The sequence below is a fragment of the Enterobacter cloacae complex sp. HYC003_NIDB genome (genome assembly GCF_056673375.1).
The window spans coordinates 1,184,171-1,207,697 of record NZ_CP114220.1 but is presented as its reverse complement, the minus strand read 5'-3'; the positions used below and the strand labels follow the sequence as shown (position 1 = coordinate 1,207,697).

Annotated in this window: 29 protein-coding genes; 7 read left to right on the top strand and 22 right to left on the bottom strand. The window is 53.8% G+C overall.

Annotation, left to right across the window (positions count from 1 at the left end; translation table 11 throughout):
- Positions 1 to 46: 46 nt before the first annotated feature.
- Genes flgG through flgB form a run of 6 tightly spaced genes read right to left on the bottom strand, consistent with a single transcriptional unit; the run spans position 47 to position 4,364 of the window.
- On the bottom strand, positions 47 to 829 hold the full coding sequence (gene flgG, locus O1722_RS05760) for a flagellar basal-body rod protein FlgG (RefSeq protein WP_015571595.1): 783 nt from the start codon (positions 827 to 829) through the stop codon (positions 47 to 49).
- Positions 830 to 847: 18 nt separating this feature from the next.
- Positions 848 to 1,585, bottom strand: coding sequence for a flagellar basal body rod protein FlgF (locus tag O1722_RS05755; RefSeq protein ID WP_015571596.1), 738 nt, complete (start codon positions 1,583 to 1,585; stop codon positions 848 to 850).
- Between the two features lie 9 nt (positions 1,586 to 1,594).
- On the bottom strand, positions 1,595 to 2,809 hold the full coding sequence (gene flgE / locus O1722_RS05750; protein ID WP_015571597.1) for a flagellar hook protein FlgE: 1,215 nt from the start codon (positions 2,807 to 2,809) through the stop codon (positions 1,595 to 1,597).
- A 28-nt stretch (positions 2,810 to 2,837) separates the two neighbouring features.
- Entirely contained in the window at positions 2,838 to 3,536 is a 699-nt protein-coding gene (locus O1722_RS05745; RefSeq protein ID WP_015571598.1) for a flagellar hook assembly protein FlgD, read from the bottom strand.
- An 8-nt stretch (positions 3,537 to 3,544) separates the two neighbouring features.
- Positions 3,545 to 3,949, bottom strand: coding sequence for a flagellar basal body rod protein FlgC (gene flgC / locus O1722_RS05740; RefSeq protein WP_015571599.1), 405 nt, complete (start codon positions 3,947 to 3,949; stop codon positions 3,545 to 3,547).
- A gap of 4 nt (positions 3,950 to 3,953) precedes the next feature.
- Positions 3,954 to 4,364, bottom strand: coding sequence for a flagellar basal body rod protein FlgB (gene flgB, locus O1722_RS05735; RefSeq protein ID WP_015571600.1), 411 nt, complete (start codon positions 4,362 to 4,364; stop codon positions 3,954 to 3,956).
- 259 nt (positions 4,365 to 4,623) lie between these two features.
- Here flgB and flgA point away from each other — a divergent pair, with 259 nt between their 5' ends.
- From flgA to O1722_RS05720, 3 genes are all read left to right on the top strand, one after another.
- On the top strand, positions 4,624 to 5,322 hold the full coding sequence (flgA, locus tag O1722_RS05730) for a flagellar basal body P-ring formation chaperone FlgA (protein ID WP_015571601.1): 699 nt from the start codon (positions 4,624 to 4,626) through the stop codon (positions 5,320 to 5,322).
- 73 nt (positions 5,323 to 5,395) lie between these two features.
- On the top strand, positions 5,396 to 5,686 hold the full coding sequence (gene flgM, locus O1722_RS05725) for a flagellar biosynthesis anti-sigma factor FlgM (RefSeq protein WP_032654665.1): 291 nt from the start codon (positions 5,396 to 5,398) through the stop codon (positions 5,684 to 5,686).
- 23 nt (positions 5,687 to 5,709) lie between these two features.
- Positions 5,710 to 6,153, top strand: coding sequence for a flagella synthesis protein FlgN (locus tag O1722_RS05720; protein WP_032654668.1), 444 nt, complete (start codon positions 5,710 to 5,712; stop codon positions 6,151 to 6,153).
- Between the two features lie 116 nt (positions 6,154 to 6,269).
- Here O1722_RS05720 and fliT read toward each other — a convergent pair whose 3' ends face one another.
- From fliT to fliD, 3 genes are read right to left on the bottom strand one after another with little or no spacing between them, the layout of a single operon-like run.
- Positions 6,270 to 6,578 carry a flagellar protein FliT gene (fliT, locus tag O1722_RS05715; protein ID WP_032654672.1) on the bottom strand — a complete coding sequence of 103 codons (309 nt, stop codon included), beginning with the start codon at positions 6,576 to 6,578 and terminating at the stop codon, positions 6,270 to 6,272.
- Positions 6,571 to 6,978, bottom strand: a complete 408-nt coding sequence (gene fliS, locus O1722_RS05710; RefSeq protein ID WP_017692827.1) for a flagellar export chaperone FliS — start codon at positions 6,976 to 6,978, stop codon at positions 6,571 to 6,573. Before fliS ends, fliT begins: the two co-directional genes overlap by 8 nt.
- A gap of 44 nt (positions 6,979 to 7,022) precedes the next feature.
- Positions 7,023 to 8,525 (bottom strand): flagellar filament capping protein FliD, encoded by a 1,503-nt coding sequence (gene fliD, locus O1722_RS05705; RefSeq protein WP_017692826.1) that lies wholly within the window; start codon positions 8,523 to 8,525, stop codon positions 7,023 to 7,025.
- Between the two features lie 310 nt (positions 8,526 to 8,835).
- Between fliD and O1722_RS05700 the strand changes: the two genes are divergently transcribed.
- The 3 genes from O1722_RS05700 to O1722_RS05690 all read left to right on the top strand — a co-directional run bounded on the left by O1722_RS05700 (position 8,836) and on the right by O1722_RS05690 (position 12,488).
- On the top strand, positions 8,836 to 10,320 hold the full coding sequence (locus O1722_RS05700; RefSeq protein ID WP_033487533.1) for a flagellin N-terminal helical domain-containing protein: 1,485 nt from the start codon (positions 8,836 to 8,838) through the stop codon (positions 10,318 to 10,320).
- Between the two features lie 862 nt (positions 10,321 to 11,182).
- Complete coding sequence (locus tag O1722_RS05695) at positions 11,183 to 12,001, top strand: winged helix-turn-helix domain-containing protein (RefSeq protein WP_026094272.1); 819 nt, start codon at positions 11,183 to 11,185, stop codon at positions 11,999 to 12,001.
- Positions 11,967 to 12,488: a hypothetical protein gene (locus O1722_RS05690; protein WP_048974273.1), complete on the top strand. Its 522-nt coding sequence runs from the start codon at positions 11,967 to 11,969 to the stop codon at positions 12,486 to 12,488. The genes O1722_RS05695 and O1722_RS05690 overlap by 35 nt, the downstream gene beginning before the upstream one ends.
- 4 nt (positions 12,489 to 12,492) lie before the next feature.
- Here O1722_RS05690 and fliR read toward each other — a convergent pair whose 3' ends face one another.
- From fliR to fliF, 13 genes are all read right to left on the bottom strand, one after another.
- Positions 12,493 to 13,272: a flagellar biosynthetic protein FliR gene (fliR, locus tag O1722_RS05685; protein WP_017692823.1), complete on the bottom strand. Its 780-nt coding sequence runs from the start codon at positions 13,270 to 13,272 to the stop codon at positions 12,493 to 12,495.
- The gene (gene fliQ, locus O1722_RS05680; RefSeq protein ID WP_017692822.1) at positions 13,272 to 13,541 is read right to left on the bottom strand and encodes a flagellar biosynthesis protein FliQ; all 270 of its coding nucleotides are present in this window, start codon (positions 13,539 to 13,541) and stop codon (positions 13,272 to 13,274) included. Before fliQ ends, fliR begins: the two co-directional genes overlap by 1 nt.
- Positions 13,542 to 13,550: 9 nt before the next feature.
- A complete protein-coding gene (gene fliP, locus O1722_RS05675; RefSeq protein ID WP_015571610.1) occupies positions 13,551 to 14,294 on the bottom strand; it encodes a flagellar type III secretion system pore protein FliP in 744 nt (247 codons plus the stop codon).
- The gene (gene fliO / locus O1722_RS05670; RefSeq protein ID WP_015571611.1) at positions 14,291 to 14,686 is read right to left on the bottom strand and encodes a flagellar biosynthetic protein FliO; all 396 of its coding nucleotides are present in this window, start codon (positions 14,684 to 14,686) and stop codon (positions 14,291 to 14,293) included. Before fliO ends, fliP begins: the two co-directional genes overlap by 4 nt.
- Complete coding sequence (fliN, locus tag O1722_RS05665; protein ID WP_015571612.1) at positions 14,686 to 15,069, bottom strand: flagellar motor switch protein FliN; 384 nt, start codon at positions 15,067 to 15,069, stop codon at positions 14,686 to 14,688. Before fliN ends, fliO begins: the two co-directional genes overlap by 1 nt.
- A 7-nt stretch (positions 15,070 to 15,076) precedes the next feature.
- Entirely contained in the window at positions 15,077 to 16,069 is a 993-nt protein-coding gene (gene fliM / locus O1722_RS05660; protein WP_015571613.1) for a flagellar motor switch protein FliM, read from the bottom strand.
- A gap of 5 nt (positions 16,070 to 16,074) precedes the next feature.
- Complete coding sequence (fliL, locus tag O1722_RS05655) at positions 16,075 to 16,581, bottom strand: flagellar basal body-associated protein FliL (protein WP_033487534.1); 507 nt, start codon at positions 16,579 to 16,581, stop codon at positions 16,075 to 16,077.
- A 127-nt stretch (positions 16,582 to 16,708) separates the two neighbouring features.
- A complete protein-coding gene (locus O1722_RS05650; protein ID WP_015571616.1) occupies positions 16,709 to 17,770 on the bottom strand; it encodes a flagellar hook-length control protein FliK in 1,062 nt (353 codons plus the stop codon).
- The gene (fliJ, locus tag O1722_RS05645; protein WP_015571617.1) at positions 17,767 to 18,198 is read right to left on the bottom strand and encodes a flagellar export protein FliJ; all 432 of its coding nucleotides are present in this window, start codon (positions 18,196 to 18,198) and stop codon (positions 17,767 to 17,769) included. The genes O1722_RS05650 and fliJ overlap by 4 nt, the downstream gene beginning before the upstream one ends.
- A 21-nt stretch (positions 18,199 to 18,219) precedes the next feature.
- Positions 18,220 to 19,593, bottom strand: a complete 1,374-nt coding sequence (fliI, locus tag O1722_RS05640) for a flagellar protein export ATPase FliI (protein WP_033487535.1) — start codon at positions 19,591 to 19,593, stop codon at positions 18,220 to 18,222.
- Positions 19,590 to 20,294, bottom strand: coding sequence for a flagellar assembly protein FliH (locus tag O1722_RS05635; protein WP_017692817.1), 705 nt, complete (start codon positions 20,292 to 20,294; stop codon positions 19,590 to 19,592). The genes fliI and O1722_RS05635 overlap by 4 nt, the downstream gene beginning before the upstream one ends.
- The gene (gene fliG, locus O1722_RS05630; RefSeq protein WP_015571619.1) at positions 20,281 to 21,267 is read right to left on the bottom strand and encodes a flagellar motor switch protein FliG; all 987 of its coding nucleotides are present in this window, start codon (positions 21,265 to 21,267) and stop codon (positions 20,281 to 20,283) included. The genes O1722_RS05635 and fliG overlap by 14 nt, the downstream gene beginning before the upstream one ends.
- Positions 21,264 to 22,934 carry a flagellar basal-body MS-ring/collar protein FliF gene (gene fliF / locus O1722_RS05625; RefSeq protein WP_032669355.1) on the bottom strand — a complete coding sequence of 557 codons (1,671 nt, stop codon included), beginning with the start codon at positions 22,932 to 22,934 and terminating at the stop codon, positions 21,264 to 21,266. Before fliF ends, fliG begins: the two co-directional genes overlap by 4 nt.
- 264 nt (positions 22,935 to 23,198) lie before the next feature.
- Here fliF and fliE point away from each other — a divergent pair, with 264 nt between their 5' ends.
- Positions 23,199 to 23,522 (top strand): flagellar hook-basal body complex protein FliE, encoded by a 324-nt coding sequence (gene fliE / locus O1722_RS05620; RefSeq protein ID WP_020480519.1) that lies wholly within the window; start codon positions 23,199 to 23,201, stop codon positions 23,520 to 23,522.
- The last annotated feature ends 5 nt before the right edge of the window (positions 23,523 to 23,527 follow it).

Sequence of the window (23,527 nt, the reverse complement as noted above, 5' to 3'; positions counted from 1 at the left end):
CATCTATCCGCCCGAGCCTGCGCCCGGAGCGGTAAGAGAGAGGAAATTAAAGCTGGGTAAGCCTCTGCAACATCTGATCGGATGCAGAAACGGCCTTACTGTTGATCTCGTAAGCGCGCTGGACCTGGATCATATTGACCAGCTCCTCAGCCACGTTGACGTTAGACGTCTCAATGTACTTCTGCTTGAGCGTACCCGCATCTTCAAGGCCCGGATTCAGTTCATTCGGTGCGCCGGAGGATTGCGTTTCACGATAGAGGTTGCCGCCAATGCTTTCGAGACCGGCATCGTTGACAAAGGTCGCCAGGGTCAACTGCCCCACCTGCTGCGGCTGAGCCTGACCCGGGAGCGTCACGCTGACGATACCATCAGGGCTTATCTGCATCTCTTTGGCGTCCTGCGGTACTACGACGCCCGGCAGAATGGGATGGCCTTCTGCGTTTACCAACTGACCGTTTTCATTTTTATCGAAATGTCCGTCACGGGTGTACGCGGTGCTGCCGTCGGGCAACTGCACCTGGAAGAAGCCTTTGCCTTCGATAGCGACATCGGTATCGTTGCCGGTCATGTTCAGGCCGCCCTGAGTATGCACGCGCTGGGTAGAGACCGGACGCACGCCGGTACCCAGCTGGAGGCCGCTTGGCAGCGTTGTCTGTTCGGAAGCCTGTGCACCGGGCTGGCGCATGGTTTGATAAAGCAAATCCTGGAACACCGCTCGCTGGCGCTTAAAGCCGTTGGTATTGACGTTCGCCAGGTTGTTTGAAATCACGTCCATATTGGTCTGCTGTGCTTCCAGACCGGTTTTTGCGATCCATAATGACCGAATCATCTGTACTCCTTGCGCGGGTTAGCCCACGCTTAATAGCTGGTTGGCCTTTTGCGCGTTTTCATCCGCGGTGCGGATCACCTTCATGTTCATCTCGAAGCTGCGTGCGGTGGCGATCATCTCCGTCATGGCCTTCACCGGGCTCACGTTACTTCCCTCAAGGGATTCAGGACTCAGACGCATGGCGTCATCCTGGGGCAACGCATTGCCCGCCGCCGGGCGAAACAGCCCATCGTCGCCGTGGATCAGGGTGCTCATGGGAGCATTAACCATTTTCAGTCTTCCGACCGGCACGACGGCCGTTGGCTCATCACCCGCGCCAAGTGCAGAGACGGTACCGTCCTCCGCAATGGTGATCTGCGAATGGGGAGGAACCACCAGCGGTGCGCCATCGCCCATCAGCGGCTTCCCGCCAACCTGCAATGCGCCGTCCCGATCGATCTCAATGCCGCCGTTACGGGTGTACCCTTCACTACCGTCTGGCAAGGCTACCGCCAGCCAGCCGTTCTGCGGAAGTGCAACGTCGAGACTGCGTCCGGTGTGGGTAATCGGTCCCATGGTGTCGTCGTTATACGGCGTCGATTCCGCTACCAGCGCGCGAGTTTTCAGGGTCTGCCCCTCAACCGGCACAGCGCGAAACGCGGCCAGTTGAGCACGAAAGCCCGCCGTGGCGCTGTTAGCCATATTGTTCGACGTCACGGCCTGGCGGTTGAGCGCCGCGTTGGCAGCACTCAATGCGGTATATATTGCGCGATCCATCCGCCGCCCTTATCGCAGGTTAACCAGCGTCTGGAGTAGCTCAGACTGGGTTTTGATGGTTTGCGAATTCGACTGGTAGTTACGCTGGTAGACAATCATATTGACCATCTCCTGACCCAGATCGACGTTAGACTGCTCAAGCATATTCCCGTTAATCGTACCGAAGCTGCCGGAGCCGGAAGTACCAAGGAAAGGCTGGCCGGACTGCGGCGTTTCGCTCCAGACGTTATTACCTTCAGCCGCCAGCCCACCGCTGTTGGCGAAATCAGCCAGTACGATTTGTGCCACGGTCTGACGCTGACCGTTACTGTAGGTCGCGACCACTTCTCCGCTGTCGCCAATAACAAAGCTCTGATATTTACCCGGGGCCTGACCGTCGATGGTGTCAACTTTCACGAGGCTATCGGTGGCCCGGCGGGTCAAGCTGGAAAGATCCATGTCGATACTCAGCGGCGCGGAGCCATTAAACGCGGCCCCGTTAATGGTCATTTTGGTACTGGCCATCGCCGCCGTGTCCATATTGCCGTTGCTATCGAACTTTAAATCCAGGGAGGTCACATCAGGCGTGCCGGGCGCGGTTTCATCGCGCGCGTAAGCTTTCCACTCGCCTGCCGCGGTCTGCACGAAGTAGACCTTTACGGTGTGTTTATTGCCCAGCGTGTCGGTCGCCTCAATCTGGCTCTGGTAGTTGTAGGTTTTCGGATCGCTATAATCGAACGAGTCGGTGATGATGGTGGTGTCATCTGACTTCAGGTTACCCGTAAGGGATCCGGCGGTGGACGCCGCGGGGGGCATGTCTTCCGTCGGTATACGAATGGGTCCTACCGGTGCGCCAGGGGCGATTGTCGGCGGCGTACCGGTCGCCTGGTAGCCGGTCAGGTACAATCCATTGGTGCTGTTGATGATATTGCCGTTCTGATCCTGCTTAAACTGGCCGTTACGTCCGTAATAGACGGCGCCACCTTCGCTTACCATGCGGAAAAATCCTTTTCCCTGTAAGCCCATATCCAGCGAGCTATTGCCCGCCGTGAGGCCACCGTCGCCGAAGTTCTGGGTCACGCCCGCAACCTGAACCCCGAGACCCGTCGTTCCGGCGAAGATGTCGGCGAAGGCCACGGAGCCTGCTTTAAAACCTGCTGTCTGGGAGTTGGCGATATTGTTTCCAACCACGTCCAGCGCTTTGGCGGCTGCATTGAGGCCGCTAAGACCTTGTGAAAAGCTCATATTGAAGTTCCAGAGAGTAAATTATTCGCTATTTTTGGATAACAACCACGTCGCCCATGGTGATGGGGTCATGATTGAGCAGGTGCAGTACCGCGCCGTTGGCCGTCATCGTGACGCCAGACACCTGCTCCTGAATCAGGCCGGATATTTCCGGGTTATCGCCTTCCGGATTTTTCGCCTCAAAGGAGAGCGTGTATTCCCTGTCCTGAGGCGGCCCCGGCTCCGGCTGGAAGTTTTCCAGATCGTCGAGGGTGTAAGTCTTCACACCGGATTTCACGTCCTTCAGCTGCGCCGTATAGGCATTGCCTTCATCATCCGTCAGCGTGACGGTGACCGTTTCTGCATCCCCCGATAACAGGAAACTAAAGCTGTCTGATGGCTTCTCCTCCCCGTCCAGTGGCTGCGTGGCGTCACCAAAGGCGACTTTCGGATCGCCCTCGATCAGTACCCCACGGCCAACCCAGGAGGCGGCGCTCATACTGCCCAACTGCGCCATAAGCGCCTGAACGTTGCCGACAGATGCGTTGAGTTTTTCCACTCCCGCGGCGGTATTGAACTGTGCCAGCTGGGAGGTCAGCTGGTTGTTATCCATCGGGTTAGTCGGGTCCTGGTTTTGCATCTGTGCAACCAGCAGCTTCATAAACTGCTCGGAGAGGTCGGCTGCACTGCTGCCCGTGCCGTAGGTGCTGGTATTGCCGCTGGTGTCGTTTACCGTTGAAACTGTCATATCCTGCCTTACTGACCAAGGGTTAAGGTTTTCTGCATCAGCGCCCTGGCGGAGTTCATCACCTCCACATTTGCCTGATAACTGCGTGAGGCGGAAATGGTATTGACCATCTCATTGACCACGTTGACGTTAGGCATGCGTACATATCCCTGTTCGTCCGCCAGCGGATTACCGGGCTCATAGACCAGGCGATCGGGCGCTGTACTTTCCACTACGTCGCTGACTCTGACGCCGCCGATGCCCTGGCCGGCAGAGGTGTCCGCTTCAAACATGACCTGACGGGCGCGGTAAGGCTGTCCGTCCGGTCCGGCAACGCTGTCTGCGTTCGCCATATTGCTGGCACTCACGTTGAGACGTTTTGACTGCGCGGCCATCGCCGAGCCTGAAATATCAAATACGCTAAATAACGACATTTATTTACCCCTGACTGACTACCGTCATCATTTTCTTAATATCTGCACCGAGGAATGTCAGGCTCGATTGATATTTCATGGCGTTATCCGCGAAATTAACTCGCTCGCGGTCCATATCCACGGTGTTACCATCAGCACTTGGTTGATCCGGTACGCGATATAGCAACTGAGCATCATCAAAAGGCATTTTTTTACCCTGCATATGCTTGCTGGACGTTAAAGCCATTGTGACAGGCCCTGATGCAGGTTTATTCCCTAACGCATTTTTAAGTTGCTGAGAAAAATCAATATCTCGCGCCTGATAGCCTGGCGTATCGGCATTCGCAATATTCGATGCCAGGACTTCCTGCCGACGCGAGAGCAGACCTAACGCTTGCTGTTGGAAGCGAAACGCATCGTCAAGTTTATTCATCATGCACTCTGGCCTCTGCCTTGCTTTATATAAACCGCGATAGTGTAGACAGCGCTGATGAAATATCACACTGCAAAGACCTGACAGAAATAGGCGCTATTAGCGAAATTAAGATAGATATTTAAAACATGCGGAACTGATTCATGAAAACGGCAGCAGAAGTGTCGTTATTTAACGCAATAAAAGCGTTTCTATCACGTATATAATTTAGTCAGAATAAGCATACCCGTTTACTTTACTGGTTTTACAATAAGGCAACAAGATGAAGCTTCCATTATTACGCGTAACGCTGGTAACGCTCCTTTTCGCGAGCCCGCTGTATGCCAGCGTGCCATCCGCGACAACGGCGAAACTTCGATTAGTGCAGAAACTGGAGGCGCTGGTTAAGCTCACGGAAAATCCAGGCAATATCGTTCGTACCGTTACGCTGCTGGCCTCGCCCGGACAGCTATCAGCGGTGTGCGAAAATCCTGACCTGAGCCTGGCCGGGCATGATGACCGCCTCACCGGCAAACGCACCGCAGTGGCGCGCTGCGGCATGCGTAAGTTCTATCTGCCGTTTAGCATTAGCGCCCAGGGAACCTTCTGGGTCGCCAGTCATAGTCTGAAGGGCGGGGAAATTGTGCAGCAGGGCGATATTACTCCCATGACCGGCAGCATAGACGATTTGCCCGTTGGTCTAATGTTTGAGGCGAGGGACATTGTCGGCCAACGCCTTTTGCGCCCCCTTTCCGCGGGCAAACCGGTGCTGCAAAACCAGCTGCGCCAGCAGTGGCGTCTTCGCGCCGGGCAGACGGTAGAACTGGTCATGTCGGGACCGGGTTTCTTTATCCGCAGCCAGGGCAAAGCGCTAAACAACGCTGCGGTTGACGATACGCTGCGCGTGAAAACCACGGGTGGACGTAACGTTACGGGAAAAGTGGGTCGTGACGGAGCCGTGACAATTTTTTTAGAACAATAATTTTAGTTTTTTCGTGTATTTCCGAAGACTAGTGTATAGGCAAGAGCAGTAACGATTACTGGCGAGGATAAACATGAGCATCGAAAGCACCCAACCCACCGCACCGATTGGCAATCTGGCTGGCGGACACGAACTGCGTACACGCGGCACTACTCAGGAAAATAGTGTCGCGACGGGCGAAGCGCGCGGAAACAAAACCGAAGTGACCCTGAGCGCGCTGACAAAAAAAATTCAGACCGATGACAGCCGTGACGTGGATTATGCACGGGTGGATAAAATCCGTGCCGCAATGGCCTCCGGGGAACTCACTATCGAGCCAGAGAAAATTGCTCAGGCGCTGGTGCGACATATTTTTGAGTATTAATAACGGCAGGATTTTTTAACATTATGGATAAGCTGTACCCGATACTGACGCAAATGAAAACGTCCCTGGACGAGCTGGAAGCCATCATGATTGAAGAGGTCAATCAGCTCAGCCGCGTACAAATAAATCCCGTTTCGCTACAGGTATTATCGGATAATAAAAGCCAATTGCTTTCGTCGATTCAGTACTATGATGAAATGCGTCTCCAGCAGGAACAGCTTTCCGCCCTTCAGGCGCCCTATCACCATCACAGCAGGCTGTTCACCAGCTGGAAGCTGATCAGAGAACGGGTGCAAAGCACCAAAACGCTGAACGCGCAGGTCGAAACGCTTCTGCAAAACCATATGAAGAAGAATCAATATATGCAGAAGGTGGTAGACCGCGTGGGTCACGCCAACGCGCTCTACGGCCCCGCCGGGGAATCCAGCCAGGCTCCTGCGGGTCGTAAATACAATATCAGCATCTGATTCGCCTCTTGCTTACCCGTAACCGAGCTCGCCCATGGCGGGCTTTTTTTACGCGCTAACGTCATCTTGCAGAGGGATTGAGGCGGGACACGCTCCCGCCTTCAGGGGCGGGAGCGTCAGACAGTGTGGTATGCCTGGGCAGACGCGTTTGATTTAAGTAGAGCAGAAATGTTATTGCTGAGATGACCTAGCCGGACTGACATCCGCTGGCGCAGACGTTCGTCCTGGGCAAGAAGCTGCGCAAGCTGTGCGCGGGCGTCTTCAGCAAGCGGCGAGAGATCGAACTCACAGAGCGCCTGCATACCCCGGGCGTAGGCTGCAACCTCTTCGGTAAAGCACTCCCACGCCTCCTCGTCTGCTAACTGCTGTAGACGTTCGTTACTCTGCAACATCAGGGCGATTTGCCGCGTGAGTTTATCAGCCATGCTTCACCTGACGCGCCTGTGGGTCGATGGCTTTCCACGTCTCAGCCATATCCACCATCAGTGAGATAAGATGCGGGAGCATTTCCCCGGACTTATTAAGGTTCGCTTCCAGCAGAGAGCGCGAAATATACTCGTACAGTCGCTCCAGGTCGGCGGCAATCTGTCCCCCAACCTCATGGTTAAGCCCGGCGCGCAGGCCATTATCAATAATGTTGATTGCACGGGAGATCATCTCACCCCGGCGAGCGATGTTTCCAGACTGGAAGTAGATCTCGGCGCGACGCATGGCATTGATTGCTCCGTCGTAGAGCAAAACGATGAGCTGGTGCGGGGTGGCGCCAGCAATCTGGCTGTCCAGAGAGACGGAGGAATAGGCGCTGTTGCCCGTTTTGGTGTACATCTTCGGTTCCTGCCGGGCAGTTGGCCTGCCCGGATGCGTTAAGTTTAACCCATGATCCCAAGCAGCGCGGACTGAAGCTGCTGGCTCGTACTGTTCATTTGCGTCAGGGCCTGGTCGAGACGCTGGAATTCCTTACGGCTGCGGTCAAGGCTGTCCTGAATGCGTTCCTGCATGCGGGCTATCTGTTTTTCAACGCGGGTATTTTGTTCCTTTACCCCCTTGAGAGCGGTGGAGATCGCCCCTTCAACCTTCGGGATCGAATCGTTATCGCCCAGATAGGTGGTGAACACCTCCTCCATGCGATCCTTGATCCCGCCCGTTGAGCCGGTGCCTAAAAACAGAGCTTCCACTTCCTTTGGATTTTTCTTCAGCGCTTCGTCGAGCTTTTTATTGTCGATGGTGAGTATGCCCAGGGTCCCGGTACGCTCCTCGCCGGGCTTGGTTTCGTTGAACTTCACCTCAATACCGAGCGCACCCAGAGATTTGTACAGATCGTCGGCATCGCCATAGCTCCCGGCGACAGCGGACTTCATCTGGCTGGTCAAACGGCGCAGGGTACCGTCACCGAAAAGCGCGCCGTTTGACGCATTGGCCTGCGGCAGTTCATCGCCGGTCGTCTTTTCCGGTTCGTTGTATGCACTGGCGCTGGATGCAGCGCTAAGATAGGCGTTATAGACATTCACAAACTCTTCAATCAGGCTTTTAACCTTAGAGGTATCGGCGGTGATCGACAGTGTTTCTGATTTCAGTTTTGATGCGTCGTCAGGATCTTTTTCTGAGACCTCGCGCAGATCGAGGGTGATCCCGTCAATGGCGTCAGAAATGGTATTGGAGCTGCGTTCAATCTTCGTACCATCAACGTAGACAATGGCATTCTGCGCCGGCGTAATCTCCCGGGCATTATCTGCCCCCGGCGTGACTGCCGGGTCGTAATCCAGCACTTTTGCCAGCTTACTGTCGCCGCTTACGCTGATGCTAATTTCGCCATCTTCGCCGGTCTTTTTCGACGTCACGACCAGCTGATATTTGCCATCTTCGGCAGGCATTACCGTCGCGGTAACATCGCCATTTTTAGCATTAATTTTTTTAGCAATCTGTACCAGAGAGGTTTCATCATCTTTCAGCTCCACCTCCATCGGCTTGCCTTTGCCTGCGGTGATGGTCACCGTACGCGGACCGGCGCCGTCACCCAGCTGGGTGTCGTTCGCATTTTGCGGTGCCGTCCCCACTTTATTGGCTTTTGCTAACTGCTCAACCTGGACCGAGTAACTATTCGGGATCGCTCCCTTACCTGCCGTTGCGTTAAATGCCTTGTTGGTGCCAATGCTGACCCCATTGAACCCTTCATCCTCCAGTTTTTTCAGCGCCGTTTTCACCGCATCCAGACTGCTGGAGATTTTACCCCAGGAGGAAGTTTGTCCTTCATAATTGCTCTGCTTCTGCAAATAGGGGTTTAATTTTTTATTCTCAGCTACCTGGAGCTGCGAAATCATACTTTCAATATCTAACCCGGAGCCGCCGAGGCCTGACATAGAGAACGAAGCCATGATTTGTATTCCTGTTACAGTGAAGATAGATATAGCGATATCATCGGGGTTTCGGCCATAAAGTTTAATTTTTTACAGTTCAGGCGACAACGAAACCACCACATTAATACACTCTTACACGCTTATCAGGCTATTGACTGAGGTAATCGGGAGAATTGCCGTCACTTGTGAATGCTTTTTCTGGAATATAAAAAATTATGAAAAAATAATTTAGTCATTTCCTTTTCATCCGATTAATTCAGTATGCGCAACAGACATCGCATATTTAACTGGCGAATGCCGTCGTTACTTTATTTAAAAGGATATTGATATGGCCCAGGTCATTAATACTAACGCATTGAGCTTGATGGCTCAGAACAACCTGAACAAATCTCAGACTTCTCTGGGTACTGCAATTCAGCGTCTCTCTTCCGGTCTGCGTATCAACAGTGCGAAAGACGATGCAGCAGGTATGGCGATCTCTAACCGCTTCACCTCTTCTATCCGCGGCCTGACCCAGGCAGCACGTAACGCCAACGATGGTATCTCCCTGGCGCAGACCACCGAGGGCGCGCTGGAAGAAGTAACCGAGAACTTACAGCGTATCCGTGAACTGACCGTTCAGGCAAAAAACGGTACCAACTCTTCTGACGACCGTGACTCCATTAAAAAAGAGATCTCTGCACGTCTGGACGAAATCAAACGTATTTCTGAAACCACCAACTTCAACGGCGTTAACGTTCTCGATGGCTCCAAAGATAAACTGACCATCCAGATTGGCGACAAAGATGGCCAGACCATCGACATCGATCTGAAGAAACTGGACATCGACTCTCTGGGTCTGGACGGCTTCACTGCTGCATTCGATAAAATTGCCGGCTCTGCTGGCGCCACCAGTCAGTACACCAAGGCAGCCACTGCGAAAGCAGCGGGCGACGATACGGGTATCAGCACTGCTGCCGGTAACTGGAAAGTTGCCGCAGCTGACATCACCGCAATTGAAACGGCAGTGGGCGCAGCAGCAGGCGACGTCAAGCTGTACGTAGCTGATGGTGAAGCTTTCGCTTACGATAAAACTGCCGACAAAATGTTTAAACTGGACACCTCTGCCATCACCTTCAAGGATGATGGTGCTGGCAATGCGATCATTGACGGTGCTGTACCTGCTGGCGCCGTAACGGAAGTCAACGCGCTGGATGCCGATATCCTGTTGAACGGTCCATCTACGCTGAGCGATGCCACTAAGCTGAAAGAAGGCGCGACCTTCAAAGCTCAGGATGGTTCTGAAGTGACGCTGGATCAGGCTAAACTGGACGAGATCTCCAACGCGGCCTTTGGCGCTGACGCTGCTGACAGCAACATGCAGCTGTTCTCCGTGAAAGACGGTGCAAACACCAAATACTTCGCGCAGAGCACCGACGCAAGCGGTAACACCGTGGTGAAAGAGCTGACCTTCGCAGATAACGCAACTGCCCCTACCGTCGCGGATGCAGGCGCAGCGAACTCCGCGTTCATCAACACCGCCGCTAACGCTGCCGCAGCCGACGACCTGCTGGGTAACCTGGATGCAGCCCTGACCGAAGTGACTAACTTCCAGGCTGACCTGGGTGCGATTCAGAACCGTTTCAGCTCTATCATCGCGAACCTGAACACCACTGTTATCAACACCACCGAAGCCCGCTCCCGTATCCAGGATGCTGACTTCTCCGTGGAAGTGTCCGCAATGAGCCGTTCTAACATCCTGCAACAGGCCGGCGTATCCGTTCTGAGCCAGGCTAACCAGGTACCTCAGAACGTTCTGAGCCTGCTGCGCTAATCCCGAAAAGCCTCAACATTTACGCGTATTTATTGCGCGTTAGCCCTCCCTGTCGGAGGGCTTTTTTCGTTTTGAACCTCGCTAATCGTCCTCAATCCTTCTCCCCTGCCCTAACCGTCTGTCAGGCAAGTCACAACCAACCAAAAACATTACAAATAATATGGTTAAAAAGGTCTCGCAAAACAATATAAAAACGCGTTTACCCTATTTGGAGACAATCGGTAATCGACCATAAATAGCATGCGTAAAGTGCCATTGAATACGAAATGAAAGAACGAACGCATCTCGTTTATTTATTATGAACGCAACCTTCCGCTAAACAGCTCATCTCAACATTGTTTAAATGATATGACCAGTGAGATAAAATTAACCAACTCATTTATAGCGACTGCCGATATTTAATGTTAAAATCGTTTTCGCTGCACAGCGTGCAAAAGGAGAAATTCCCTCCTGTTACTTATACATTTTTAAGCGTTTAGCTTATCTAACTTGAGCAGTCAGCAAATGCCCGTCAGTCATTGCCCTTCACGTACTAAGCCTCAGAAAAATAGGAATATAAGCGTCACCCCACTGCTATCGTGCCGCCAGGTTCAGCGAGAGGAATCACCGCATGCGCATCAAAATGGGAGGGCATTTACTTTATTTATCACACAAATACGCCAACCGAGGCCTGGCCATTTTTAACATCGGCATTAATAACATTAATATCGTTGAAATTTACCTTTAGCGATCCGCGAATAGTTGCGATATAAGCCTTAGGTAGCCCGAAATTGTTGCGCATTGTTAACGAAAAGACTTTACCCAATTAACATAAATACCCATTCAATTCACCTTATCTTTCATTACGAAGTATCAAGATATTATGGTCAATTACATTGCGATTGGATCGTTAGTGACGCTGGATTTACACACGAGGTTACTAACACGAACGCGCGACGGCGAGTGCGTGACGCTGCCTGCCAGCGCCTGCCTCTGCCTTGCCGCCCTGGTGGAAGCGCAGGGACAAATTTTGTCTCAGGAACAGTTAATGGATATCGGCTGGCGTAGCGCTGGCGTTGAGGTCACGGATAATAGCGTGCGCGTTATGGTGAACAAGCTTCGACGAGCGCTGGCCTCGCTAGAGATGCAGGATGCTATTGCGCTGGTTGCCGTAACGCGAAGCGGCTATCGCCTGATTATTCGTGAAGAGAGCCCGCCGGAACCCTCGGCTGAAAGCGTTGAGATCCTCCCCCCACCACAGCCGCCTGAAATGCCGGTGGAGGCTACGCCTTCTCCCCCCTCCGCTACGCCAGCACCGCGTCGAAAAAGGCTTTTGCGAAGCGCTGCGTTCGCGGTCTGCGGCATGCTGATCGGTATTCTTATTGCCTTGTCCGTCAAAAATGCGTTTGTCCCCAGCCCGCAGAGCATCGAGTTTATCCTCTGGCAGGGAGAAGGGATCCCCCCCGGCCATATCGTGATGGTGCAAAAAAACCGAATAAGCCAAACAGAACTTATCCAGGCAACGCTGCACACCTATAGCGAATATGTGCTGGAAAGACGCGTCCATTACAGACCGGGTAAAATTTTATACATCACTACCGGTACGGGAAAGATAGATAAATATCAGGCAGTTATTGCCTGTCAAAAACCCATTCAGGAGCAAAAGAATGACTGTGAATCGTTCTATTTTCATCTTTATTAAACGCCCGCAGATCCTCTTTGCTGGCGGCCTGATGACAGGTTTAGCGTTAACAATCGGGTACACGATCGCCACGTCGCCGCTGAAACAGACGTGCTTTGCCCCAGCCTCGTTTTACACTATCAAGGACGAAAACAACGTGACGCTGGCGCGAGGAATTTATCGCTCATACCGCGATGGACTTCATGAGGGACACACGACCTATATCGGTAACATCCGCCATTTTCAGGACGGAAAACGCGTAGGGCAAGCTTCACCCGTACAGCGCAGCGTGAATTATACCATGTCCTTCTCCGGCAACCTGCTGCATCTGACGATGCTTAGCCACGCCCGTCGGCTCGGCGATCAAAGCAACGAAAAAGAGGTGACGGATTATATTTTTCCGCAGCTTAAGAGCGGCGAAACCTCCACCAGTTCCCTCTATTTGCTGGAAAACAGCATCCTGGCATCGGGAACGGAGACGGTAGTACGGATAGCCTGCACGAATTAAGCCCTCAAACCAGCGCTTGTAGTAACCCGCTCAGGATCTCGAAGCCGTGGCTCATAAGACGTTCAAAAAATGGAGCCAGCGTTTCGTCGATGAGCAACAGTGCCAGCATGCCAAAGGTCAGCGTGAGCGGGAACCCTACTACAAAGATCGAGAGCTGCGGGGTAAGTCGGTTTAGCAGCGCAAGCACCATGTTTATGCTCAGCAGCAGGGCTATCACCGGGAGGCCCAGGATCAGTCCCTGACTGAAGATGAGTCCGGCATGATTAACGAGGTAAAACATCCCGCCAGCATGCAGCGGTTCTGAGTTAATGGGGAGAGCCTCGAATGTCTCTGCAAGCAGCGAAAGCAACCACAGATGGCCGTTAAACACCAGAAAGAGCAGCATCGCCAGCATGTTTAGCAGGCGAGCGATCACCGGGCTGTTACCGCTGCCCGGGTCGAAGAAGGTGGCAAACGAGAGTCCCATCTGCATCCCAATGATCTCGCCCGCCAGGCGAACAGCGGCAAACAGCAGTTGCATCGTCAGCCCCATCGCGGCGCCGATGAGCACCTGCTTAGCCATCGTCCAGACGCCCGCCCAGGAGTAAAGTCCTATATCCGCGTCAGAAACCAGCCCGCCCAGCAGCAGCGCGAGGGTTAAGGCCAATGCCGCACGCAGGCGGGCGCTTATCGCTTTTTCGCTAAATACTGGCGCAACATGCAGAAGCGCCGAGATACGCACCATGACCAAAAAGTAATGGCTTATCAGGGCGTAAAGCTGCTCAAGGGGAAGATTAAAAATCATTAGCCGATGGCGTAAGGAATGCTGGCGAACAACATGCGCGTGTATTCAATAAAGATTTTCATCATCCACGGACCGAGCAGTACGCCGACACCCACGATCATCAGGATTTTAGGGATAAAGGTCATGGTCATTTCGTTCACCTGCGTCGCGGCCTGAAGAATACTGATAATCAGACCGGTTGCCAGCGCGACCAGCAACAGCGGCCCCGCAATCATTAGCCCAACCTTGATAGCTTCCATGCCCAATACCATGACGCTTTCGGGGGTCATATCAGGCTCCTATGAGTAAAAGCTTTGTGCAAGCGAACCGACCAGCAGCTGCCAGCCATCCACGAGTACGAACAGCATCAGCTTAAAAGGCAGCGCAATTGTCGCTGGCGGAACCATCATCATCCCCAGCGCCATCAGAATGCTGGCCACCACCAAATCAATAATCAAAAACGGAATAAAGATGGTAAAACCAATCTGGAAGGCGGTTTTCAGCTCGCTGGTGACGAAGGAAGGCACCAGAATACTCAGCGGCACGTCCTCCGGGCCGGTAAGGGTCGGCGTTTTAGCAATGCGGGCAAACATCGCCAGATCGGCTTCACGCGTCTGCTCAAGCATAAAGGCCCGCAGCGGTTTTACGCCTTCCTTCAGGGCCGTTTCCATGGTGATTTTATTGGCCTGCAACGGCTGCCATGCCTGTTCATAGATCTGGTTGAGCACTGGCGACATCACAAAAAAGGTCAAAAACAGGGCCAGTCCCACTAATACCTGATTTGGCGGTGCGGTCGGCGTACCTAGCGCGTTGCGCATCAATCCCAGCACGATAACGATACGCGTAAAGCCAGTCATCATCAGCAGTACCGCAGGGATGAACGTGAATCCACTGAGCAACAATAGCGTCTGGATGGGTAGCGTCCAGCCAGCGCTCCCCGGCGAACTGGCCAGCGTAATGTCGCCGTTAGCGGCGAGCGCAGAGGCGACGGGCAGCAGCAGACCAACGCCCGTCGCAGCACGGGCAATCAATAGACGGTTCATTTTTGCTCACCACCCGAACGGTATTTATGAAGAAAGTTATCCAGCATGGCGGGGAAAGCCGCTGAAGGAGTCGCCTGCTCAGGCACCTCTGGCCTAACCTGTACGGTAAGACAGCTAATGTGGGTTGGGGTAACACCCAGCACCAGACGCTGTTCGCCCACGTCAACCACCACCAGCCGTTCGCGCGAGCCGAGAGGTTTACTTGCCACCAGCGATACCGCAGCCTGGCTTTCGCGGGTGCAACGCGCCAACCCGCTGCGGCGAGCGATCCACGCCAGCAGTACCATCAGCATAATAATGAGCATGAGCGTACCGATAACCGATAGCGCGATTGCCCCGCCAGAGAGCACGTTCGTGCTCCCTGCGGCAAAAGGAGGTTGTACTGCGTTCATTAGCGGCTCAGGCGATGCATTCGCTCGGATGGGGTAATGATATCGGTAATACGAATCCCGAATTTATCGGACACGACCACCACTTCGCCCTGGGCAATAAGGTAACCATTGATCAGAATATCAAGCGGCTCACCCGCCAGACCGTCAAGCGAAACCACCGAGCCCTGGCTTAAGCGCAGCAGCTCCTTGATAGTCATTTTTGTGCGGCCCAGCTCAACGGTCATTTTGACAGGGATATCCAGAATCAGGTTCATCTCTTCAGAAAACTGAGGAACCGCCGTTTGCTCTGTACTTCCCGCAGCGTTCTGCTCGTTCAGCGCCTCACCCCAAAGATTGTCCATAGACTTATCTTCAGATCCCGACGAGTTATTCATGTCGCTCATGGGGAAATCACTCCTTATTGAAAGATTTTAATGCTGGCTGATTCATCCGATCGACCTTCAGAGCATATTGATTATTTACAGAGCCATATTTCGCGGTAAATACCGGCACGCTGCCGACGTTCGCTTCTATAAACTCCTGCTTATCCAGTGGGATAATGTCGCCTTTTTTCATCTTCATGACGTTTGACAACCGCGTGTTGATGTCGGCAAATTGCGCCACCAGCTCCAGCTCGGTTTCACGCATCTGGCTTGCCAGCATGCTGCGCCACTCAGAATCCTCATGGCGCGAATTATCCATTGGCGGATTGCTTAACAGTTCACGCAGAGGCTCTATCGTGCTGAAGGGAATACAAATATTGAACTCCCCGCGATGCGAGCCGATTTCCACGGAGAAAGGCGTGGTGACAACAACATCGTTTGGTGAAGAGGTAATATTGGTAAATTTCACCTGTATCTCTGAACGGATGTATTCCGTCTTAATTTTATAAATAGAGCCCCAGGCAAACTCATACGCCTCGCGTGCCATTGTCAGCATACGGTGGATCACCCGCTGCTCGGTCGGGGTAAATTCCCGCCCGTCTGCCTTCGTCGGGAAACGCCCGTCTCCGCCGAACAGGTTATCCACGGCCATAAATACCAGACCGGAGGAGAATGCCATCAGCGCGGTCCCTCGCAGGGGATTAAGGTGCAGCAGGTTCAGGTTAGTTGGCACCGGTAAATTGCGGGCAAACTCATGATACGGCTGGATCTTGATATTTCCCGCCGTAATATCTGAACTGCGGCGCAGCAGGTTAAATAGCCCCATCCTGAACTGACGGGCAAAGCGTTCGTTAATAATTTCCAGAGAATGAAGCCGCTCGCGAATCACGCGTCGCTGAGTATTTGGATCGTAAGGTTTTATCCCCGCATCTCCCATGCTTCCATGGAGGTCATCGGGACTCTCCGTATCAGCATTGAGCAGGCGATCGATCTCATCCTGTGATAAAAAACTATCAGCCATTGTGTTTACCGCAGAATAAATTCATTAATCAAAACGTCAGTGACGTTAATCTTTTTGTTGAACGCCAGCGGTTTTTTAAGCTCATTATTGATGTTGCTAATCAGCTGGCGTTTACCTTCATCCGTTGAGAGCGTTTCATACGTTTGCTGAGAAAGCAGCATAAACAATCGGCTGCGATATTCCGGCAGGAATTTCTCAAGCACCTGTACGGACGACGTATCGCCAAGTCGTACGGACAGACCAATGTAGAGCACGCGATCCGACTCGTGCTGCGTCGGGGTCAGGCTAACGGTAAAGGTATTCATCGACACGTATAACGGTTCAACTTGCTGTATCGCCGGGGCTTCGTGCTCACTTCTCGAATTGTTGTCCGTCTGCACGTGTGCATATTTCATCGACCAGAACAGATAGCCTGAAAAACCGCAGGCTGCGAGGGCAATCAGAAACATTAGTATTAACAGAAGCGAGCGCGACCCTCCGCGAGCCGCAGCATTTTTATTTTTGTTACCCATTACGTAAACCCAATAAAATAAGAGAGGCAGCAACCTGCCCCTCGATAAATACGGCGGACATTGTAGTCCATTTAATCAGCAGAATAATCAGGAGATAAAATTTCATTCCTGTCGGCAATTCAGCAATTCAGGCAAAAGTGTTAATGCCGTATATATTTCCTTGCGTCGATGTTAATAATTCCGCCACAGCGTCTTCGTCCACGAACACGTTATCTGCACCTTGAGCGGTATGCTGCTCTCCGGAAGGATGACGTCCCTGCTCGCCACCGCCAGTATGTGGTCGATCGGGGCTCACGCTCGCCTGGCCCAACTGAAGCCCGGTTTCCGCTAAAGCCGCCCGCAGGTGCGGTAGAGCAGTCTCCATCATCTGCCGCACCTGGGCATGTTCGCTGACGATATGGATCTGCGCCTGGTCCTGCTGCACGCGCAAAGAGATATGCAATGAGCCCAGCTCCTGAGGATGCAGGCGGATCTCCGCATTGTGCAAATTGTCGCGGCTGAACAGGGCAATATGTTGGCTCACCGACTGTTTCCATTCGGGCGACTCCAGCGGATAACGGACGTTGACCACCTGCTGTGAGACAGGCTGACTGACCAGTCGCGCCGTTGATGGCTCCATCACGACGCTCTGAACCGTGGGATCGCACGTAGCGTGCTGCGATGCGTCTCCCTGATGAGCCGTTAAGCCTGGCATCACGGCGCTGGCGTCCGGGGCTTTCCCCCCTAACGCCTGTGCCTGCATCTGGAGAGGGGTATCTTCGCGTCGGGCGGGCTTCAGCTTAATATCGTCAACAGGGATCGTTAAAGGCGCCTTTTCGCCAGCTACCTCTTCACGTGGCAGAGTCGCATCAGCAAGGGTCGAAGCCTCTGTAGCGCCCCTCGCCTGGCGGGTGACTATTTGCTGAAGCTGCCACTGCGGGCTTTCATCACCGGGAGAGGCGCTGATTCTGACCTCCGCCAGCGTGTCGTCACTCTCCCCCGGCTCAGCTACCGGCGGCAAAACCGGCTGCGGAAGAGGGTATCCTTCATGACTCAACAGCTGCGCCGGAACGTCCAGCCCAGGTAACAACAGTCCCATCTGCGCCAACCTGTCGTCGAGCGTGAGAGCAAAATCCTCGCCGATGAGTTTTCCTTTGCCTGCTCTCGTCGGCGCTCCGCCGGACAGCAGAGCCGTAATATCAATATTCATAGCCTTTCTCTTTTCTGTCCGGCACGCTGGGCGAATTCGTCCATCATTTTTTGCTCCTGGCGGCTCTGTGCCATAGCCAGTGCCGCTTCGCGGCGATCGATGAGCGTCTCAAACGCATTAAGGCGCTGCTTTTTCTGTAGCCACTTCTCTTTGACCCGATCCACGGCTTGTTCGCAGGTGGAAACATGTGATTCGTGCTGCTTCACCACCTGGTTAAGTGACAAAATGAAAGACTGTTGATTAACCAGATCCGCCATCGACATACCGCTGCCCAGCAGGCCCTGACGCAAAGATTGCTGGTACTCGCGCTCATAGTGCTGAAGCTGTTCATGCTGGGCCACAGCTGCCATAAGCGTCTGCTGGACGCTGCCGAGGGCGCGAGTGGTCTCCGTAAGCTTTTCCTGAGCCATATCACGCAGCATGACCATTGGATTATTCACTTTCACGTTTTATCCCGCCTGTTCAACGATGTCTGGGAAAAGTTGGCTCAGTGCGGCAATAGCCTCGTCGTAACCGCTCCGCTCGTGTATTGCCTGATGCAGGAAGGCTTCCAGCGCAGGATACTGGTCTATCGCTCTATCGAGCAGCGGATCGCTGCCCTTCACGTAAGCGCCTACGCTGACCAGATCCCGGTTACGCTGGTAGGTCGACAACAGCTGCTTAAAACGCTGAACCTTGCGGTACTGGACATGCGGAATTAGCTCCGTCATCGCGCGGCTAATAGAGGCTTCAATATCAATAGCAGGATAATGGCCCGCCTCAGCCAGGCGACGAGAAAGCACGATATGGCCATCGAGGATCGCGCGCGCCGAATCGGCGATCGGATCCTGCTGATCGTCCCCTTCGGTCAGAACGGTATAAAAGGCGGTTATCGATCCGCCGCCGCGCATACCGTTACCCGCACGCTCTACCAGTGCGGGCAGACGCGCGAAGACGGACGGTGGATAACCTTTCGTTGCCGGCGGTTCACCGATAGCCAGCGCCACTTCACGCTGCGCCATGGCATAGCGCGTAAGAGAGTCCATTATCAGCAGGACATTCATCCCACGATCGCGGTAATCCTCAGCAATTCGGGTGGCGTAAACCGCACCCTGCATACGCAGGATCGGTGAGACGTCAGCAGGTGCGGCGATCACGACCGCGCGTGAGAGCCCCTCTTCGCCAAGAATGTTCTCGATAAAATCTTTTACTTCACGTCCGCGCTCGCCAATCAGCCCGACGACGATGACGTCGGCGGTGGTGAAACGGGCCATCATGCCGAGCAGCACCGACTTACCGACGCCCGAGCCGGCAAAAAGGCCCATACGCTGTCCCCTGCCAACCGTCAGCAGGCCATTTATTGCCCTCACGCCCACATCGAGCACGGACTTGATGGGATCGCGGTGAAGCGGGTTAAACGAGGGGGTAAACAGGCCGGCTACGGGTTTTCCCGCCGGTGGACGACCATCCAGGGGGCGGCCCTGAGCGTCAAGCACGCGCCCCAGCAGGTGTAACCCCACCGGCAGCTGTTTACCCGCTCCCTTATCGGCCTCTGGCGCGTACGCGCGCGCGCCGGGAAGAATACCGTCAACATGTTCAAGCGGCATAAGATAGAGCGTCTGACCGTTAAACCCGACCACCTCACACTCGACCGGTAAAATAGCCTGCCCAGTCTGACGTTCAACAATGCACAACGCGCCTATCGGCAGCTTCAGGCCAACGGCCTCCATCACCAGCCCGGTAGCACGCGTCAGCTTGCCGTACTGACGAAAGCGCGGGAGCTCTCCGAGCTTCTCTTCCACCCGATCCATGACCGAGAGCCAGTTTTTTAACTGCTGGCTCATTGGGACAATTCCTCTCGGGCGAGCTGACAGAGAGACTGCCAGCGCGTTTCCATGGTGGCGTCATACTCCACGTCCGGCGTGACCACACGACATCCCCCTGCGGCCAATTGGGGATCGCTTTGTAAGGACCACCCCATTGAGGAGAGCGTCTCACCGATCGCCTGGGAGACCATGGGCAGATCCTGCGGGTTCACATGCAGTTCTGTCGGGCCGTTGAGCAGGGTATCCTGCTTCATTAACTGGCGGATCTGCGCAAGCAGAGCATGGTTATCCGCCACGCTCAGGGTGCCGTACAGCTGCTGTACCGCCGTCAGCGCCAGCTGAACCAGACGTCCGGGAATAAGGCTATCGAGATTCGAAAGCGCAAGCTTGCACTGCGTCACCCATTCTCCAGCCTGGAGCAGTAAAGCCTGCCGTTCGTCACGAGCCTGTTCCAGCCCCTGCGCCAGACCCGCCTCACGCCCCTCCTTCAGCCCGGCCTCATAGCCTTCGCGACGGCCTTCCTCTTTGCCTTGCGCCAATCCCTGAGCAATACCCTGCTGCTCAGCCTGCTTACGCAGGCGTGCCAGCTCGGCCTTAAACTGCGCGTCAGAATGGCCGGTATCCTGCGTCTGCAACGGTACTTCAACCGTTTCGTTTAACAGATCCTCAGGCTGCCAGCTGCGCCACTGAGCGGCGCTATTGGCATCAAACGTAGGCATCGTCGCTGCCTCCAATGATGATTTCCCCAGTCTCCGCAAGGCGACGAACGATGTTCAGAATAGTCTTCTGCTCGGCTTCCACCTGTGACAAACGAACCGGGCCGCGCGATGCCAGATCTTCGGTCATCAGATCCGACTGACGGCGCGACATGTTACGGAAGAACTTGGCCCGCAGCGCTTCGTCTGCTCCTTTGAGGGCGATGATAAGGGTTTCACTTTCCACCTCCTGCAACAGACGCTGGATGCTGCGATCCTCGACATCCACCAGGTTTTCGAACAAGAACATTTCGTCGATAATTTTCTGTGCCAGCTCACTGTCGAAATCGCGAACCGCCTCAATGGCGGCCTCTTCCTGCTGGGATTTCATCAGGTTTAAAATCTCCGCAGCCGGGCGCACCCCACCCATTTTGCTGCGCTTAAGATTCTGACCGTGGAGCAGGCCGTTGAGTACCTCCGTCAGTTCCTGCAACGCGGCGGGCTGAACCCCGCCGAAGGTGGCGATACGCAGCATAATGTCGTTACGTTCACGATCGTCGAATTTGCTCAGGACGTCCGCCGCCTGGTTACGCTTTAAGTGGACCAGGATCGTGGCGATAATTTGCGGGTGTTCTTCACGAATCAGATCGAATACCGCCAGCGGATCCATAAAGTTGAGCGTTTCGATCCCGTTTCCACCCTGGTGGGTATCCAGCAAATCCTCAAGCAGCGTTGACGCACGCTCTTCACCCAGCGCCTTGACCAGCACGCTGCGCAGATACTCGTTCGTGTTAAGGCTCAGCGCGGCATACTCGCTTGAGTCATTTTTAAAGTCGCGCAGCACGGAGGCCATTTGATCGTGGGTAAACCCCGCCATGTTGACCATAGAACTGCTGATGGTCTTCACCTCATGCGCGTTTAGGTGCTTAAAGACTTCGGCGGCCAGGACGTCGCCCAGCGTCAACATAACGATGGCGCTTTTCTCTGCGGCATTCATGATTTGAGCTCCTGATTCATCCACTGACGAATAACCAGCGCAATAACCCGCGGCTCTTGTTCCGCCAGTTCGCGCAGCTGCTGACTGTTAAGTTCCGTATCCACACGCTGCTGAGCGCGGTCACGCGCATCCTTTTCGGACGCTTTCTTGCGGGCGGCCAGCTCTTCCTGACGCGCCTCTTTTTCCATTTCCATGCGGCGCAGGCTGGTTTCCTGATGGCGGATCCAGGCCGGATGAACAAGCTTACGCCACATAACCCAGGCGATAATCGCAATAACCAGATAACGCGCAATCGCCATCATCAACTGATAAAACTTATCCTGTTTCCAGAATGGCGGGAGTTCCTCTTCCTCAACCCCGTTAAACGGCGAGTTCAAAATATTGACGCTATCGCCGCGTGAGGCCGTATAGCCGACAGCCTCCTTAACCAGAGCATTAATACGGTTCAGTTCAGCCTCACTCAGCGGACCCGGCTTGCCCTCAGCGCCTTGCGGCAGATGGTTTATCACCACCGCGACTGAAAGACGATCGATGCGCCCCATGGCATTTTTAATGTGGGTTAGCGTGCGATCGACCTCAAAATTGGTGGTCTCATCGTTGTGATTGTTGTAGGGCTGTGAACGGTCATTTCCGGTACCAGCGGTACTGGTTTGAGCGGCAGGCTTGTTAAGCGGCTGCGTAAGTGGCGCAGTGGCAGGCGCTGGCGGCTGATTCGTCAGCGCGCCCGGTACGCCGCCATTGCCGCGTCCATTACCCTGCTCGGACTGGCTCGTCTGGCGGCTTCGAATCACCATTTTTTGCGGATCGGCGTTGGGCTGATACTGCTCCTGCGTCTGCTCCTGCTGGGTAAAATCAATCTGCGCCGTGACCTGGGCGCGAATATTTTTGCTGCCCACCAGCGGCGCCAGGATTCGCTGGATGCGCTGCTGGTAATCACTTTCGATCTCACTGGTGTACTTCAGCTGTGACGTTTGCAGGCCGCGCAAACCACTTTGGGTGAGCAGCTCACCCCGCTGATCGACGATAGTGACATTTTCTGCCGTCAGCCCCGTCACGGCGCTGGAAATCAGATGAGTAATGGCAATGACCTGTCCTTCATCCAGGGTACGCCCCTGAATCAGGTTGACGGTAACGGAAGCCGTTGGCTGTTTTTGCTCACGCACAAACATCGTCTGCTTGGGTGTGGCAAGATGAACGCGCGCCGATCTGATCGGCCCCAGGTTTTCAATAGTACGCGCCAGCTCTCCCTCAAGCGCCCGCTGATAATTAACCTGTTCGCTAAACTGGCTAATACCAAACTTTTCCTTATCCAGCAGTTCAAACCCTACGGAGCCGCCTTTTGGCAACCCCTGTTGGGCCAGCTTCATACGCACTTCATGGACCTGCCCTTCAGGAACCAGAATAGCGCCACCCGGCGCGTCGATGCGGTAAGGGACATTCATCTGCGACAGCTGGGCAACAATGGCCCCACCGTCTTCATCACTGATATTGCTAAACAACACGCGATAGCCTGGCTCTTTTGCCCAGAACATAAGCGCAATTAATACCGATACGGCAGCCGCGGCGCAAATGACCAGCGATAGCTTCGGGCTGGCGCGAAGCCATGACAGAGCCGATTTAATTCGGTCAGCCGGATTATTCGTTAAATCATTTAATGTGGCACTCATGCCGTGATCCTGTAAGAAATAGCACGCACAATAATGCGCGTCAGCGCCTGTGATATCGCAGGGCTGATAACGACGATTTCAAATTAAGAGAAATTTTCAGGCGGGCATTATCGTCTGAAAGGCCGATTTTTTAAGGATAAATAAGCTTAAAGTAATGTTCGCTTATTGGATTTTATGGCCATTTTGCCTACGTGTTAAACTATCAACGTTTAAAAGATATGTAATAAATGTGTGCTTTTCCCTTATTAATTCAGGAAGTCAACAATGTCAGCAACTTTAATGCGTGGCGTACTCGATCAAATTAACACTCAGTCACAGCAAATAGCCGGCATGAGCCGAAACCAGCCTGCCGCGCTGAAAAACACGCCGTCGTTCTCTGACATTTTATTCAATAGTATCAATGAAATTAATGAAACTCAGGTTAACGCGAAAGAAATGACGCAGCAGTGGATGTCTGGCAGTAGCGATATTGGATTAAATGACGTAATGCTGGCAATGCAGAAGTCCTCAATTTCTTTTAGCTTCGGTGTGCAAGCGCGCAATAAAATGCTCAGTGCCTACCAGGAAATCATGAATACCCCGGTATAAGGCCT